Raw genomic sequence first — 15,421 nt, forward strand, 5'->3', positions numbered from 1 at the left:
CAGGTGACGGGCTGCGTCCAGGTGTCCGTCAGGAGAGGGCCCAGGCGACGTCCCTGAGGAGTGCGTGCCGCCAGCCCGCCCGGTCGTGGCCGGCGGCCGCCCGCGAGACCCGTACGGTCGCACCGGCCTCCTCGACCAGCGTCTCGGTCAGCTCGCAGTGCGGGAGCATCCGCGGCTCGTGCTCGCCGAGGTCGAACGCGATGCGCAGACCGGACAGGTCGGGGCTTTCCTCGCGCAGTCGCTCGGCGATGGTGCCGCCGACCGGGCCGCCCAGCGGGTCCTGCGACGCCATGGCGTCGGGCGTCCACCAGAACGACGGCGACTGACAGGCCACGCGCGACACCAGGTCGGGGAAGTCCAGCGCCGCGTACATCGCACTGAGCCCGCCGAGGCTCTGCCCTGCGACCACCAGACGTTCCGGGTCCGCCGGTACGCCGCTCCCGGCCACCAGAGGCAGCAGTTCGTCCCGTACCGCCTCCCACAGCGCGGGGTTGCACCCGAACTCGCCCAGCCTGTCCTTGGACGGCAGGAAGACGAGCGTGACCGGCTCCATCTCGTTGGCGGCGACGGCCGCCTCGAAGGCGGTCATGGCGGGGTGCAGGTAGAGCCAGTCGTCGCCGTCGAGCAACAGCACCAACGGGCCGCCGCCGCCCACCGCGTGGACGCGCACGGTGCGCCGTCCGCCGAGCCGTTGACTGGCCCAGCGGATCCGGGTGCCGGGCAGGGGGAGGGTGTCGTCGGCTCCGAGGGCGGGCCAGTGGGGCTGGGCGGGGGCGTCGGGGGTCGAGGCGATCGAGCGGTCGCCGCCTGCGCCGTGCGGGTTGAGCGGATCGGCGTACGCCTCGTCGCCCCCACCCTCGCCCTCTCCCACGAGGAACTGGTAGGTCACGCGGAGCCGCGCGGGCATGCGTACTTCGGCGTACCAGCAGTCCGACTCGGCCCACCGGGCCAGCGGCACGGGTTCCGACCAGCTCTCGAAACCGATGCTCGCCCGCGACCCGCGCCACAGGAACAGGGTCCGCCAACCGCCATCGTCGGCGGGTTCGGCAGGTTCGGCAGGTATGGAGACGGGGCTGCGGGCAGCCGACCAGAAGGCTTCGGTGCCCGGTTCGCCGGACAGTCCGTACTCGGCGAAGGCGTTCCCGGTGTCGGCCGCGGGGCGCATCAACGTCTCCTTGTGAGAGGGAAGCAAGTAAGGCTAAGCTCGCATTAATTTAGGGGAGCCTAACCTAATCATCCTGACGGAGGCACTGACACATGAGCACGAACCCCTTCGACGACCCCGACGGCCGTTTCCTGGTCCTGGTGAACGACGAGGGGCAGCACTCGCTCTGGCCGTCCTTCGCCGAGGTGCCCGGCGGTTGGACCACTGCCTTCGGCGAGGACTCGCGGGACGCCTGCCTGGAGTACATCGAGACCAACTGGACCGACCTGCGGCCGCGTTCCCTCGTGGCGTCGGTGGAGGGCTGACCGCACCTCTTCGGCGAGTGATGAGGCACGCTCTGGAGAGGCACCTTCGATGCTCTGCAAGAGACTGACGAACGCGCGTTTCCTCACCATGGATCCGGACCACCCCGTCGCCCATGACCTGGGCATCTGGCGGGGCCGGATCGCGGGCCTCGACGCGGCCGTGACCTCCCGGCCCGCGCGCGAGGTGATCGACTTGCAGGGCGCCACCGTGCTGCCCGGCTTCATCGACGCCCACGTACATCTGGCCTGGACCGGGCTCAAGGAGAACACCTTGAGTATCGCGGGCCGTGCCCGGATCGACGACGTGCTCGCCGCCGTGGCGGCGGCCGCGGCCCGTGAGCCCTCGCCCGGCGCCTGGCTGAGCATCGCCGGATACGACCAGCGGGCCCTGGGCCGCCATCTGACCGCCGCCGAACTGGACACGGTCAGCCAGGGCCACAAGGTCTACCTGCTGCACGAATCCGGGCACGGCTGCGTGGTCAACTCCGCCGTCCTGGACCTGCTCCCGCCCGGCACCCCGCACGAGAACGGCTTCCTCGCGGAGGGTGCGATGGGCGCCGCTCGCGCCCTGCGTCTGCCGTACTCCCAGCGCGAACTGGCCGAGGCGATCGGGCGGGCCGCGCGGACCTGTCTGGCCGAGGGCGTCACCGCCTGCGCCGAGGCGGGCATCGGCGGCACCCTCTTCGGCCACAGCCCGCTCGAGTTGGGGGCCTATCAACTGGCTCGCGACGAGGGGCTGCTGCCGCTGCGCGTGCAGCTCATGGTGGCCGCGGAACGGCTTCGGCCGGTCGCCGCGCACGACGCGGACGGCATCCCCAGGGCCCTCGACCTGGGCCTGCGCACCGGCTTCGGCGACGACTGGCTCTCCGTGGGCGCGCTGAAGGTCTACACCGACGGCGGCATGATGGCCCGTACCGCCGCGCTCAGCGGACCGTACGAAGGACTCGACCACGCGGGCCAGTTGCAGGACGATCCGGACGCGCTCACCGACCTGATCGTCGACGGACATCTGGCGGGCTGGCAGCTCGCCGTCCACGCCATCGGCGACCGCGCGGCCGACCTTGCCCTCGATGCCCTGGAACGGGCCCAGCGCCTGCGCCCGCGGCCCACCGCCCGGCACCGCATCGAACACGCGGGCCTGATCCGGCCCGACCAGCTCCCGCGGTTCGCCCGGCTCGGCGTCAGCGCGGTCGTCCAGCCCACCTTCCTGCACAGCTTCGGCGACGACTACGCGGCGATCATGGGGGAGGCGCGGGCACCCTGGCTCTACCGCGGCCGCGCGTTCCTGGACCACGGCATCCCGCTGGTCGGCAGCTCCGATCGCCCCGTCACGGACGGGGCCCCGCTGCGGGCCGTCCAGTTCATGGTCGAGCGCGCGTCCGGGACGGGCCAGGTGATCGGCCCGGACGAGGGCATCACCGTCGACGAGGCCCTGCACGCCTACACGGTGGCCGGTGCCCGCGCCTGCCACTGGGAGGACACGTTGGGCACCCTCACCCCGGGCAAGCGCGCCGACCTGGTGGTGCTCGGCGACGACCCGCGACGTGTCGACACCTCACGTATCGGCGACATCGAGGTGGTGGCGACGTACGTTGAGGGGCGCGCGACAGGGCCGTGAGCGTTCCGGGGGCGTGTCAACGGCTCGTGAGGATGACGAGTCGCTGCGTCGCTCGGGTCATCGCGACGTAACGGTCGACCGCTCCCTCGATGCCCTCGCCGAACGTCTCCGGGTCGACGAGGACGACCAGGTCGAACTCGAGCCCCTTCGACAGTTCCGGGGTGAGGGACCGTACGCGTGACGGGGCCTGGCACCGCTCCCGGAACTTCTCGTGGAAGGCCTGGTCGCCGATGACGCAGGCGACGCCGTCGTTGTGCGCGTCGAGCCAGGTGCCGAGGACCGAGTCCAGTTCCGCGACCGACCCGTGGTCGACGGGAATGCCGCTGCTGCGGATGGACGTCGGTACGTTGGCATCGGGGATCTCGGCACGGATGACCGGCTCGGCCTCCGTCATGACCTCTTCCGGAGTGCGGTAGTTGATGCTCAGGGTAGCCATCGTGACCCGGTCGATGCCGGCCCGCGCGAGCCGCTCCTCCCACGACTCGGTGAAGCCGTGCCTCGCCTGGGCGCGGTCGCCGACGATGGTGAAGCTCCGCGATGGACAGCGCAGCAGCAGCATCTGCCACTCCGCGTCGGTCAGTTCCTGCGCCTCGTCCACGACGACGTGCGCGAACGGGCCCGCGAGCCGGTCCGGATCGTCGGTGGGCAGAGCGCTCTCGTCGATCAGTGTGTCCTGGAGGTCCTTGCCGCGCAGCATCCGCACCGCGCCCTCGCTGTCGTCACCGGCCGAGGCGAAGTCGGCGGCCGAGAGGATCTCGTCGATGACGCCGGCCATGCGCTCGCGCTCGGCGGCGACGGCGGCATCGTGGCGCCGCTTGCGCCGCGCCGCCTCCGGATCGCCGAGCCGCTGCCGTGCGGCGTCCAGGAGCGGCAGGTCGGACACGGTCCAGGCCTGCGGGGCGTCCTTGCGCTGGAGTTTCGCGACCTCGTCCCGGTCGAGCCAGGGCGCGCACATCCGCAGGTACGCGGGGACGGTCCACAGGTCGGACACGAGGTCGGCGGCCTCGATCAGCGGCCACGCGCGGTTGAGCGTCGTGACCAGCTCCCTGTCCTGGCGGAGCGCCCGCAGGAACGTTTCGGGCGAGACGCCGGGCACGTCCTCGTCCCCTTCCTCGTCCATGCCGAGCTTGTCCATGAGGATCGTGGCCAACTCCTCCCAGATCAGCTCCCGCGCCTCGTTGTGCGGCGTTCCAGGACCCGGCGTCCGGAACGCCTCGGCCCAGTCGTCGACGGTCACCCGTACGTCGGCCCAGGGCGTGGAGACCGTGTACGCGTCCGTGGGCGGCTCCTCGTAGAACCGGACGGCTTTCTCGATCGCCTGCACCATGTCCGCGGTCGACTTCAGCCGGGCCACGTCCGGGTCGCTCTCGGGGCCGGCCGCGGCGCCCTCGGCGACCAGGTCGCGCAGGGTGCAGGTCTGCACGCCCTCCTCGCCGAGGCTGGGCAGGACATCGGCGACGTATCCCAGGTAGGGCTCGTGCGGACCGACGAAGAGCACCCCGCCGGCGCGGCGGTTGTGACCGAGCCTGGGGTCGGAGTAGAGCAGGTACGCGGAGCGGTGCAGGGCGACGACGGTCTTGCCCGTGCCGGGACCGCCGTCGACGACGAGCGCGCCCCGGGAGCCCGCGCGGATGATCGCGTCCTGGTCGGACTGGATGGTGCCCAGCACGTCGCGCATCCGGGCCGAACGGTTGCTGCCCAGGCTGGCGATGAAGGCGGACTGGTCGTCGAGCGCGGCGTGGTGTTCCAGGCCGTCGGCGGTGAACACCTCGTCCCAGTAGTCGCTGATCCGGCCGCCGGTCCAGCGGTACCTGCGACGGCTCGCCAGCCCCATCGGGTTGGCGTGGGTCGCCGCGAAGAACGGCTCGGCGGCAGGTGAACGCCAGTCGACGAGCAGTCGGCGGCCCTCGCTGTCGGTGAGCCCCAGACGTCCGATGTACAGGGGCTCGGGGTCGGTTTCCACGTCGACGCGTCCCAGGCAGAGGTCGAGACCGAACCGGCGCAGGGCGCGCAGACGGCTACTGATCCGGTGGATCTCCGAGTCCCGGTCCATCGCCTCCCGGCCGATGCCGCCGGGTGCCTTGCGCAGGGTGTCGAGACGGCCGGAGAGCTCGGCGACGGTCTGGTCGAGGCTCTCCGCGATCGCCGCGAAGTGCCGCTCGTCGCGAGCGATCAGTGTCGGCTCGGCCTTGGGCGAGAGGTTGGCGGGCAGGTTGAACGCGCTGCTGGGCAGGAGGGTCTCCGATGTCCGCGAAGCTGGTGTAGGCCAGTGATTTTGCGGGACGGAGGGGGCCTTGCCGCAAGCCCCCCTGTGGGCTATAACTTGAGAGTGGCAAGAGGTGGGTTTCCCCTCTTGCCTTTGCTGTGTCCGGACCGGCTGTCCGGCCGCCCTTCTCTATCTGGCCCCTTCCTCAGCTCTCTCTGGTGGCTTTCCCTCTGTCGCTCCTTCTGCGCCGCTCCTTCTGTGCTCCTTCTCTGTGTTGCTTCTCCGTGGCTGTTCTGCGTCAACTGGACTCGAAACTTAGGTAAGGCTAGCCTTACTGCGCCAGTTCGATCGTGGAACCATCGTGGAACCGAGGAAGGTACAGCCTTGATCACGGCTACGCCGCGCCCTGCCCCGCTGCGCGAACTCCCCGCGCACGAACTCACCGCAGGAGCGCCCGCCAGGGTGCCCGTCGTGCGCCCGGCCCGTGAGGAGGACGCCGCCGCACTCGCCGCCCTGTCCCAGCCTTTCGTACGCTCGGGGGCGCTGCGCGAGAGGCCCACCTCCCTCTACTCCGAACACGCCGCCGACTTCCTCGTCATGGCCGTGCCCGGCGGCACGCTCGAAGGGTGCGTGGGCCTGCGGGTGCACGCGGCCGACCCGGTCGAGGGCCGTGGAGCGGCGGGCGTCCTCTACAACTTCTGCGTGGCCGGACACAGGCAGGGCCGAGGGGTGGGGGCCGGGCTCATGCGCGCCGTACTGGCCGTCGCGCGCGCCAAGTCGCTCAGCGCTCTGTTCACGGCGACGACGGGTGGGGGAGACCTGTTCCTCCGGTACGGCTTCGCCCCCGCTGCCGTGCGGACGGCGCCGCCGACGTGGGCCGGCTCCCTCGACCCGCGGCGCAACGCGCGGATACTGGCGCGGAGTTTGTGAGGTCTGAGGACTTCGTGAGGGCTGCGGAGTCCGTGAGGTCGGGCGCGGCAACGTTCCCGCGTCTCCGGCACCGCTCCCGCCCCGGTTCACGTCCCGGGGCGGGAGTTTTCGTATGCGCAGGTTGCGCAGGTCAGACGGCGCACTCGTCGTGTTCGTCGTGTTCGGCGCTTTCGTCGCGCTGGACGGCCTCGGCACGCCCGGCGGCTCCGTCACGTTCGGTGACCTCGTCGGGCACCACCGTGGTGCCGGGACTCGTCTCGCCCAGCACGCCGCTGAGCACCGCATGCCGCACCCGGCCGTCGAGCACGTGGGCCTTGCGCACGCCGCCGCGGACGGCGCGCAGGCAGCCCTCCATCTTCGGCAGCATCCCGCTGGCGAGCCCCGGCAGCAGCTCGTCCAGCGCGTCGGCCGTCAGGCGCTCGATCACCTCGGTGCTGTGCGGCCAGTCCGCGTACAGGCCCTCGACATCCGTGAGCATCACGAGACGTTCGGCGTCGAGTGCCACGGCAAGGGCCGACGCGGCCAGGTCGGCGTTGACGTTGTAGACCTGCCCGTCCTCGCCGCGTGCCACGGGGGAGACGACCGGGATGTGCCCTTGCTCCAGGAGCGCGCGTACCGTCCCCGGGTTCACCGCCACGATGTCTCCGACGAGACCTATGTCCACCGGCCGGTCGTCCACCCAGGCGGCCCGCCGCACGGCCGTCATCGTGTGCGCGTCCTCGCCCGTCATGCCGACGGCGAAGGGACCGTGGGCATTGATGTGGCCGACCAGTTCCCGCTGGACCCGGCCGGTCAGCACCATGCGGACCACTTCCATGGTCTCCGGAGTGGTCACGCGCAGGCCCGCCGCGAAGCGGGTCTCCAGGCCGAGACGGTCGAGCATCGCGTTGATCTGAGGCCCGCCCCCGTGGACGACGACGGGGCGCAGGCCCGCCTGCCACAGCTCCACGACGTCCTGGGCGAACGCCCGTTGCAGGTCGGCGTCCACCATGGCGTGCCCGCCGAACTTCACGACGACGACGCTGCCCTGCATGCCTTCCGCGCGGAGAAGTGCCTCCGTCTCCGCGTCCGTCTCCGCCTCCGTCTCCGCGGCTTCGGAGCCCTGCTCCCTGACGGCCGTTCGCATGTGTGCCCCTACTCCGTTCACGAGCTGTACGCGCTGTTCTCGTGGACGTACGCCGCGGTCAGATCATTCGTCCAGATCGTCGCCGACGCATCCCCGGAGCGCAGGTCGACGGTGATCGTCACCTGGCGCCCCGAGAGGTCCACTGTGTCCCGCGGCTCCCCGGCCGCGCCGTTCCGGCACACCCGGACGCCGTTGATCGATACGTCCAGTCGGTCCGGGTCGAAGACCGCGGAGGTCGTGCCGATCGCCGACAGCACCCGGCCCCAGTTCGGGTCCTCGCCGTGCAGGGCGCACTTGAGGAGGTTGTTCCGGGCGATCGACCGGCCGACCGTCACGGCGTCCGGCTCCGAGGCCGCGCCGACCACGCGCACCTCGATCTCCTTCGACGCGCCCTCCGCGTCCGCGACGAGCCGGAGCGCCAGGTCGAGACAGACTCCGTGCACGGCCTCCGTGAACCCGGCCGGGTCCGGCCGCACCCCCGAGGCGCCCGAAGCGAGCAGCAACACGGTGTCGTTGGTGGACATGCAGCCGTCCGAGTCCACCCTGTCGAAGGTCGTGCGCACCGCCTCCCGGAGCGCGGAGTCCAGCAACGGGGCACTGACATCGGCGTCCGTGGTGAGGACCACCAGCATCGTCGCGAGGCCGGGGGCCAGCATGCCCGCGCCCTTCGCCATGCCGCCCACGGTCCAGCCGGGGCCGGACGCGACCGCCGTCTTGTGGACCGAGTCGGTCGTCTTGATCGCGACCGCCGCCGGCTCGCCGCCGTAATCCGACAGCTCCGTGGCAGCGGTGTCGATGCCTGCCGTCACCCGGTCCATGGGCAGTCGCACGCCGATGAGGCCGGTGGAGCACACCGCGACCTGTTCGGCCTCGACGCGGAGGGCCCGGGCGGTGCGCTCGGCCATTACCCGGGTGTCGTCCTCGCCCGCGGGGCCCGTACAGGCGTTGGCACCGCCGGAGTTGAGGACGACCGCGGCCAGGGTGCCGTCGCCGATCACGCGCCGGGACCAGCGCACGGGGGCGGCCTGCACCCGGTTGGAGGTGAACACCGCGGCCGCGGCGTGCGAGGGGCCGCGGTTCACCACCAGTGCCAGGTCCGGGGCGCCGGAATCCTTGATCCCTGCGGCCACCCCGCTCGCGGCGAATCCCCGGGCAGCGGTCACGCTCACGGAGCCACTCCATTCGTGGGAAGCCCCGCCCCTTCGGGGAGTCCGAGGGCGATGTTCATGCTCTGCACCGCGCCACCGGCGGTGCCCTTGGTCAGGTTGTCGATCGCGCTGACGCACACGAGCCGGCGGGCGGCCGCGTCGACGGCCACCTGCACCTGGGCGGTGTTGGAGCCGAGAACGGCGGCGGTGGAGGGCCAGGTGCCGGGCGGCAGCAGGCGTACGAACGGCTCGTCGGCGTAGACGGTTTCGTACGCGGAACGCACCGCCTCCTCAAGTGCGTGTACGTCATCCAGTGCGTGTACGTCATCCAGGGCGTGTACTTCGTCCCGAGGGGGGCGCAGGCGTGCCGAGCAGGTGGCGAGGATGCCGCGCGGCATCGGCGCCAGGGTCGGTGTGAAGGACACGGTTACGCGCTCGCCCGCGACACGGGACAGGTTCTGCGTCAGCTCGGGCGTGTGCCGGTGGCCGCCGCCGACCCCGTAGGGCGTCATCGAGCCCATCACCTCGGAACCGACGAGGTGGCGCTTGGCCACCCGGCCCGCCCCCGATGTGCCGCTCGCGGCGACGACGACGGCCTCCGGCTCCACCAGGCCCGCCAGGAAGGCCGGGAACAGGGCGAGGGTCACCGCTGTCGGGTAGCAGCCCGGCACGGCGATGCGATCGGTCCCCTTCAGCTCGTCCCGCGCGCCCGGCAGTTCGGGCAGCCCGTAGGGCCACGTGCCGGCGTGCGGAGAGCCGTAGAACCGCTGCCAGTCCTCCGCGTCACGCAGCCGGAAGTCGGCGCCGCAGTCCACGATGAGGGTGCCGGGCTCCAACTGCCGTGCCAGCGCGGCGGACCGGCCGTGCGGCATTGCCAGGAACACCACGTCATGTCCCCGCAGGGACTCGGCCGACGTCTCCACGAGGACCCGGTCCGCGACGGCGGCCAGGTGCGGTTGCACCTCCCCAAGCCGTCGCCCCGCACTGCTGTGCGCGGTCACCGCGCCGATCTCGACCTCCGGATGCGACACCAGCAGGCGGAGGATCTCCCCGCCGGCATAGCCACTGGCTCCGGCCACCGCGGCCCGTACTGTCATGGTCTCCGTCTCTCGTGGTGGGGGGCGTGGTCACGCGTTCTTCGGCCCTGCGTACGGCTCTCTGCACGACTCCCTGTACGGCTCCCTGTGCGGTTCCCCGTGCGGTTCCCTGTGCAGGAGGAGGCCGCGCAGCAGTCCGTCCGTCGTGCAGACCATGCCGGTGCGTGCGGCCCAGCGGAGGGCCAGCGTGTGTTCCTCCGCGGAGAGGTCGGCCACCGCGTCGGCGACGACGAACGGCTGGATGTCGTTCATGAAGGCGTCCGCCGCGGTCAGGAGAACGCCGAGGTGCGCGTAGACCCCGCAGACGATCAGCTGATCGCGGCCTCTCGACCGCAGCAGCCTGCCGAGGTGGCTGCGCAGGAAGGCGTTGTGGCGCACGTTCGACAGCAGATGCTCGCCGGGACGCGGCGTGAGGGGCGAGACGATCGCGGCGGCACCCGGTTCGTCCCCGATCCCGGGGCCCCACATGTCGGCGACGAGCCCGCGCTGCCCCGGCGCCTGACCGGCGGGCTCCGCACTGAAGACGACGGGCATGTCCAGTGTCGACGCCAGCTCTCGGAGCGTCGCTATGTTGTCGACGAGTTCCACCACGGGGGAGCGTCCCGCGGGAAACGCGCCCACGAAGTGGTTCTGCATGTCATGGATCAGCAGCGCGGCGCGCACCGGGTCGATGCGCCAGGAGACGTGCGACCGGGGGAGGGCGGTGCGGTCCGGCATCGGGTAGGAGCCGATGGCGGGTAGGCCCATGCGTGTTTTCCCTCCCCTGATGACGCGCGCACCGCTGGGTCCGAACTGCGAAGTGACCTTAGCTTAGCCTAACCTAATTTGTTGCAGGTCTGAGGTGAAGACGCCGAACGGCGGAGCGGCTGTGTGTGACGCAATTGTGTACGGGATCGGGGAGTTGGGCGGGGCGGGCACGCGAAGCTGTGGATAAGTGTTGGCGTGCTCCTGGCGAGCCGCTCGCGGGTTGGCGTGCTCCTGATCGGGGTTATCCACAGGGCAAACCGGAATCCGGCGCTTCGCGGGAGAGTCGGCGCATGACGAACCACAGCGAAGCAGCGGGCCAGTTCGAACCCGACAGTTCCGTCCATGCCACCGGCGTTGCCCGCCCCGGGAACCCGTTCGACGAGCCGGTGGTCACACTGCGCACGCCGGCCGAACTGGCGGACGCGTTGCCTTACTTGCTCGGGTTCAGGCCCGAGGAGAGCATCGTGCTCCTCGCCCTGCACGGAGAGCGGGGGCGATTCGGCGGCCGCGTGCGCCTAGGTGTCCCCGAGCGCGCGGAGGACTGGCCGTCCGCCGCGGAGCAGCTGGCCCAGTGCCTGGTGGGCGGCTCCGAGCGGAGGGGGGAGCGACCCGACGGCATCGTCGTTTTCCTCTGCCAGGACCCGCTCGGCGCGGAAACGGGGCAGCAGGTCGTCGAGCGGTTGCGCCCGCTGGCCCAGGAGCTGCGCACGGCCTGTGGCCGTCTGGACGTGCCGGTCCTCGAAGTCGTGTGCATCTCACAGAACCGCTTCTGGACCTACTGCTGCCCGGACACCCGGTGCTGCCCACCGGAAGGAGTCCCCCTGCTCAGGCCGGGCACTTCGGTCCTGGCCGCCGCCGCCACGTACATGGGCGTGCAGGCGGGCGCCACGCAGAGCGAGATCAGGGGACGCCTCACGCCGTGGGAGACCGCCGCGGCGACGGACCAGGAGCGCGCGCTCGACGCGGCGAGCATCGACCTCCTTCCCAGGATGCTGCGCGACGCGCAGGACATGGAGGACGCGGACGACACGGAAGCGAAACGGGACGCGCACCGTGACAAGGCACGGGACGCGCAACGTGACAAGGCACGTGACAAGGCACGTGACAAGGACTGGGACAAGGACCGGGACAAGCAACGGAACAAGGACCGTGACGAGGAACGGAACGAGGGCTCGGACAGGGCGCGTGGCGAAGGACAGGACGTCGCCTCAGAAACGCTCGATCTCGCGCGCCGGATCATGGCGCGCCTCGAAGCGTCACCCCCGACGCCCGGCGACACCCTCGAAGCCGACAACAGGGACGACGAACTGATCGCACACGACGAGGCGGCCGCGCTCATCTTCGGCCTCCAGGCCCGTACGACCCGTGACCGTGCGGCGGAGTGGATGGAGGGGGCTGAGGGGCCGCCCGCGCTGCGTCTCTGGAGGGCTCTGTCCCGACGCTGCGTCGGGGCGTACACGGAGTACGCCGCCGCGCCATTGGCCCTAGCTGGCTGGGTCGCCTGGTCCCTCGGCGACCTCGCGGAAGGACAGGAGGCCCTGGACATGGCACTGGGGGCCGACTCCGGGTACGCCTTTGCCCTGCTCCTCAACCAGGCCTGCAACGAGGACCTGGACCCCGAATCGATCCGCCGCTGCCTGCGACAGAAGCGCGAAACCCGTGACGGCGCCGCTCCCCGACGCCGCCGCCGACGCCTGTCACGCACCGCGAGCGGGACCTCCCCGACCAGCGGCGGCCCAACTGGCGACTCGGCCAACGGCCCGACTAAGGGCCCGCAGAGCCGCCGCCGCGCCACCCGGCGCACCGCGAAGGACAGCCGATGACCACGCACGAGCTCTGGGCCACATGGTCGGCTTCGCACGGGGAGGCGTGACTTGGCACAGGGTCTGCCCGTTCACCTGAGTGGCGGTACCTCAGCCGTGTCACACCGCCGAAGCACGGACACCGCAGACGACGTAGCCCCCCGCATGCATCCGCACCAACACCGCAGGTACGCAACAACACAACGCAGACACCGCACCAACACCACAGGCACGCAACAACACAACACCGCAGACACCGCACCAACGCCGCAGACACCGTGCAGACACCGCAGACAACGCAAAAGAAGCTGCCCATGTCTCTCCCCGCCCCGTCTTCTGTCGGACGACCCCCGTTCCGGCCTACACGCCCGTCACCCCCACCCCCACCGGCCGCGACCCCGGAGGTACGCCGCGTCCGTGCACTCCCGCCCGCGCACACCGCGCTGATCTGCGTCGCCTTGCCCGCTCTCGCTATCTCGACGGACCAGGGGCAGCTGACGGGCCAGGGGCTTGAAGGGTTCTACCGCGCGGGGCGCCGGACCCTGTCCCGCTGTCAGGTACGGGTGGCGGGGCGCGAACCCGTCGCCGTGCAGGCGCGCATGCTCTCCGCGGACAGCGCGCGATTCGTGGCGACGCTCCGCCTGGCGACGGACGGCGGACCCGACCCGGAGGTCGTCGTCGAGCGGATCCGGCACGCCGACGGCACGGAGCGGATCACCCTGCACAGCGCGGCGGGACGCCCCTTGCGGTTGCCCCTCGAGGTCGCCCTCGGCACGGACCTGGCGGAGGTGGGCGCGGTGGCATCGGGCCGGGCAGGGCCCGAACTGCCCGCCAGCGTGCACGACTCGGGCATGCGCTGGTCCTCCGCCGCGGCGCACTGCGTCGTCACGGCCGACCCCGCGCCGGCGGACGCCCTGGCCTCCGCGGGACTGCTGCGCTGGGAGGTGGACCTGCCGCCGGGCGCCTCCCGGAGCGTGGAGCTCAGGGTACGGCCCGACGGCGCGGGACCGGTCCGCGCGGCGGGGCGCGGGGCGATGCGTTCGGCCGCCGGAGCGCGGGCTACCGGCGACGACCCGAGGGTCCAGCCGCTCCTCGCCCGGTCCGTCGAGGACCTCCAGGCGCTGCTGCTCCGGGACCCCGGGCATCCCTCCGACATGTATCCGGCCGCGGGGGCGCCGTGGCGCTGCGGGCTCGCACCGGCCGAGGCGCTGGCCGCCGCCCGCATGGCATTGCCGCTCGGCACCCGCATCGCCGCGGGGACGCTGCGCACGCTCGCCCGGGGGCAGGTCGGGGGCCCGGGCCCCCGGTCGGGCCTGATCCCGGGTCCGCTGCGCGACGCGGGCTCACATCTGCCGCCCGGCTGCACGGGCACCGAGGCGACCCTGCTCTTCCCGGTGCTCCTTGCGGAAGCCCGGCGCTGGGGGCTCCCCGCGCAGGAGGTGGAGGAGTTGCTGCCCGCGGCGGAGCGGTGCCTGCGGTGGCTGCACACCTCGGTCGGCGACGACGTCTTCCTCTCCGACGTCCACCCGGCGGGGATCGCACGCGGCGAAGTCCAGGCGCACGCGCATCGAGCGGCGCTGCTGGGCGCCGACCTGCTCGCGGCGTACGGCCGAGGGGACTCTCTGGGGCTGCGCCAGTGGGCGGCCCGGTTGCGGTCCGCTTTCCAGGAGCAGTTCTGGGTGGACGACAGGACGGGTGGCAGACCGGCCGCCGCCCGGCTACCCGACGGGAGGCCCGTACCGCACCTCACCGGAGGTGCGGCCCACCTCCTGGACACCGGTCTGCTCGGCTCGGGCGCGCTCGCTCCCGGACTGCTCGACAAGGTCAGGACCGAACAACTCGCCCGGCTCTTCGGCGGGCCCGTCATGGACTCCGGCTGGGGGCTGCGCAGCCTGGGAGCGAGGGAGCCCGCGTACAACCCGTTCGGGCACAGAGGCGGAGCGGTCCGCGTGCACGAGACGGCGGTCGCCATCACCGGCCTGGCGGCTGCGGGGTACGAGAAGGAGGCGAGCTCGCTCCTGCGCGGCCTGTTGTCCGCGGCCGAGTGCTTCGGCCACCGGCTGCCCGAGATGTACGCGGGGGAGCAGCGCACGGAAGGTGCGGCTCCGCTGCCGCACCCGGCGGCCTGCCGCCCGGCCGCCACCGCCGCGGCCGCCGGGGTGCACGTCCTCACCGCGCTCGCCGGGATCCGGCCCGACGCACCCGCGGGCACGGTGAAGCTCGATCCGGTCCGCAGCGCCCCGCTGGGAGAGCTGGGGCTGGGCGGGCTGAGCGTCGGGGGAGCAGCGTTCTCCGTACGGGTGAGCCGACTCGGTCTCGCCATGGTCGAGGAGGCGGCCGACGGGCTGCAGTTGGGGGTATGACCTTGTCTCACGCACAGCGATGGCGCACGGACGACCGGACCCGCGGCACCGGCGACCCGGGCGGCGGAGCGACGGGAGGCAACCGGACAGCAATGGGCGAAGGAGATGTTTATCGTCAAGCAGACGACTATGATCGCGGCATGTCGCCCTACGACCCGTCGGCCTTCCCGCCCTTCGCTGTCACCGTCGACCTGGTCGTGCTGACCGTGCGCCGGCACGCGCTCTGCGCGCTGGCCGTGCGGCGCGGTGAGCAGCCGTTCCAGGGGCGTTGGGCGCTGCCCGGAGGGTTCGTACGCGCCGATGAGGATCTGTCGTCGGCCGCGGCGCGCGAACTGCGCGAGGAGACGGGCCTGTGCGCGCACGCGCCCGACGCCCCGGCGCAGGCCAACGGGGCGCACCTCGAACAGCTCGGTACGTACGGCGACCCGAAGCGCGACCCGCGCATGCGCGTGGTCAGCGTCGCCCACCTCGCGCTCGCCCCGGACCTCCCCGCGCCGCGCGCCGGTGGCGACGCGAACAGCGCCCGCTGGGCCCCGGTGGAGGCCCTTCTCAAGCAGGGTGGCTACGGCCGCGAGGACGAACAGGCCGCCCCTCTCGCCTTCGATCACGCCCAGATCCTCGCGGACGGCGTCGAGCGCGCCCGCTCCAAGATCGAATACTCGTCGCTGGCCACGGCCTTCTGCCCGCCGGAATTCACCGTCGGCGAGCTGCGGCGCGTGTACGAAGCCGTCTGGGGCGTCGTCCTCGACCCGCGCAACTTCCACCGCAAGGTCACCGGCACTCCGGGCTTCCTCGTGCCCACCGGCGGGACCACCACCCGCCAGGGCGGGCGCCCCGCCCAGCTCTTCCGTGCGGGCGGTGCGACGCTCCTCAACCCGCCGATGCTGCGTCCCGAAGTCTGACACCCCCGGTCG

12 protein-coding genes are annotated in these 15,421 nt (G+C 72.0%); 6 read left to right on the top strand and 6 right to left on the bottom strand.

Annotated elements, in window-relative coordinates; genetic code table 11:
• Positions 1 to 28 precede the first annotated feature (28 nt).
• Positions 29 to 1,165 carry an alpha/beta hydrolase-fold protein gene (locus NOO62_RS29710; RefSeq protein WP_268773868.1) on the bottom strand — a complete coding sequence of 379 codons (1,137 nt, stop codon included), beginning with the start codon at positions 1,163 to 1,165 and terminating at the stop codon, positions 29 to 31.
• A gap of 92 nt (positions 1,166 to 1,257) precedes the next feature.
• Between NOO62_RS29710 and NOO62_RS29715 the strand changes: the two genes are divergently transcribed.
• Both NOO62_RS29715 and NOO62_RS29720 read left to right on the top strand, forming a co-directional pair.
• Positions 1,258 to 1,470, top strand: coding sequence for an MbtH family protein (locus tag NOO62_RS29715; protein WP_150186603.1), 213 nt, complete (start codon positions 1,258 to 1,260; stop codon positions 1,468 to 1,470).
• 49 nt (positions 1,471 to 1,519) lie between these two features.
• Positions 1,520 to 3,088, top strand: coding sequence for an amidohydrolase (locus NOO62_RS29720; RefSeq protein ID WP_268773869.1), 1,569 nt, complete (start codon positions 1,520 to 1,522; stop codon positions 3,086 to 3,088).
• A gap of 16 nt (positions 3,089 to 3,104) precedes the next feature.
• On the opposite strand, the gene helR is transcribed toward NOO62_RS29720, so the two are convergent.
• Positions 3,105 to 5,321, bottom strand: a complete 2,217-nt coding sequence (helR, locus tag NOO62_RS29725) for an RNA polymerase recycling motor ATPase HelR (protein ID WP_268775843.1) — start codon at positions 5,319 to 5,321, stop codon at positions 3,105 to 3,107.
• Positions 5,322 to 5,678: 357 nt separating this feature from the next.
• On the opposite strand from helR, the gene NOO62_RS29730 reads away from it, so the two are divergent.
• Positions 5,679 to 6,224 carry a GNAT family N-acetyltransferase gene (locus NOO62_RS29730; protein WP_414930907.1) on the top strand — a complete coding sequence of 182 codons (546 nt, stop codon included), beginning with the start codon at positions 5,679 to 5,681 and terminating at the stop codon, positions 6,222 to 6,224.
• Between the two features lie 130 nt (positions 6,225 to 6,354).
• Here NOO62_RS29730 and argB read toward each other — a convergent pair whose 3' ends face one another.
• The 4 genes from argB to NOO62_RS29750 all read right to left on the bottom strand — a co-directional run bounded on the left by argB (position 6,355) and on the right by NOO62_RS29750 (position 10,342).
• Entirely contained in the window at positions 6,355 to 7,257 is a 903-nt protein-coding gene (argB, locus tag NOO62_RS29735; RefSeq protein ID WP_268775845.1) for an acetylglutamate kinase, read from the bottom strand.
• Positions 7,258 to 7,367: 110 nt separating this feature from the next.
• Positions 7,368 to 8,519 (bottom strand): bifunctional glutamate N-acetyltransferase/amino-acid acetyltransferase ArgJ, encoded by a 1,152-nt coding sequence (gene argJ / locus NOO62_RS29740; protein ID WP_268773870.1) that lies wholly within the window; start codon positions 8,517 to 8,519, stop codon positions 7,368 to 7,370.
• Positions 8,516 to 9,595 (bottom strand): N-acetyl-gamma-glutamyl-phosphate reductase, encoded by a 1,080-nt coding sequence (argC, locus tag NOO62_RS29745; RefSeq protein ID WP_268773871.1) that lies wholly within the window; start codon positions 9,593 to 9,595, stop codon positions 8,516 to 8,518. Before argC ends, argJ begins: the two co-directional genes overlap by 4 nt.
• Positions 9,596 to 9,625: 30 nt before the next feature.
• On the bottom strand, positions 9,626 to 10,342 hold the full coding sequence (locus NOO62_RS29750) for an isochorismatase family protein (protein WP_268773872.1): 717 nt from the start codon (positions 10,340 to 10,342) through the stop codon (positions 9,626 to 9,628).
• 290 nt (positions 10,343 to 10,632) lie between these two features.
• Here NOO62_RS29750 and NOO62_RS29755 point away from each other — a divergent pair, with 290 nt between their 5' ends.
• The 3 genes from NOO62_RS29755 to NOO62_RS29765 all read left to right on the top strand — a co-directional run bounded on the left by NOO62_RS29755 (position 10,633) and on the right by NOO62_RS29765 (position 15,409).
• Entirely contained in the window at positions 10,633 to 12,165 is a 1,533-nt protein-coding gene (locus NOO62_RS29755; protein WP_268773873.1) for a DUF4192 domain-containing protein, read from the top strand.
• 293 nt (positions 12,166 to 12,458) lie between these two features.
• Positions 12,459 to 14,507, top strand: coding sequence for a glycogen debranching N-terminal domain-containing protein (locus tag NOO62_RS29760; RefSeq protein WP_268773874.1), 2,049 nt, complete (start codon positions 12,459 to 12,461; stop codon positions 14,505 to 14,507).
• 140 nt (positions 14,508 to 14,647) lie between these two features.
• Positions 14,648 to 15,409: an NUDIX hydrolase gene (locus NOO62_RS29765; RefSeq protein WP_268773875.1), complete on the top strand. Its 762-nt coding sequence runs from the start codon at positions 14,648 to 14,650 to the stop codon at positions 15,407 to 15,409.
• The last annotated feature ends 12 nt before the right edge of the window (positions 15,410 to 15,421 follow it).

The sequence above is a fragment of the Streptomyces sp. Je 1-369 genome, assembly GCF_026810505.1.
Classification (GTDB): domain Bacteria; phylum Actinomycetota; class Actinomycetes; order Streptomycetales; family Streptomycetaceae; genus Streptomyces.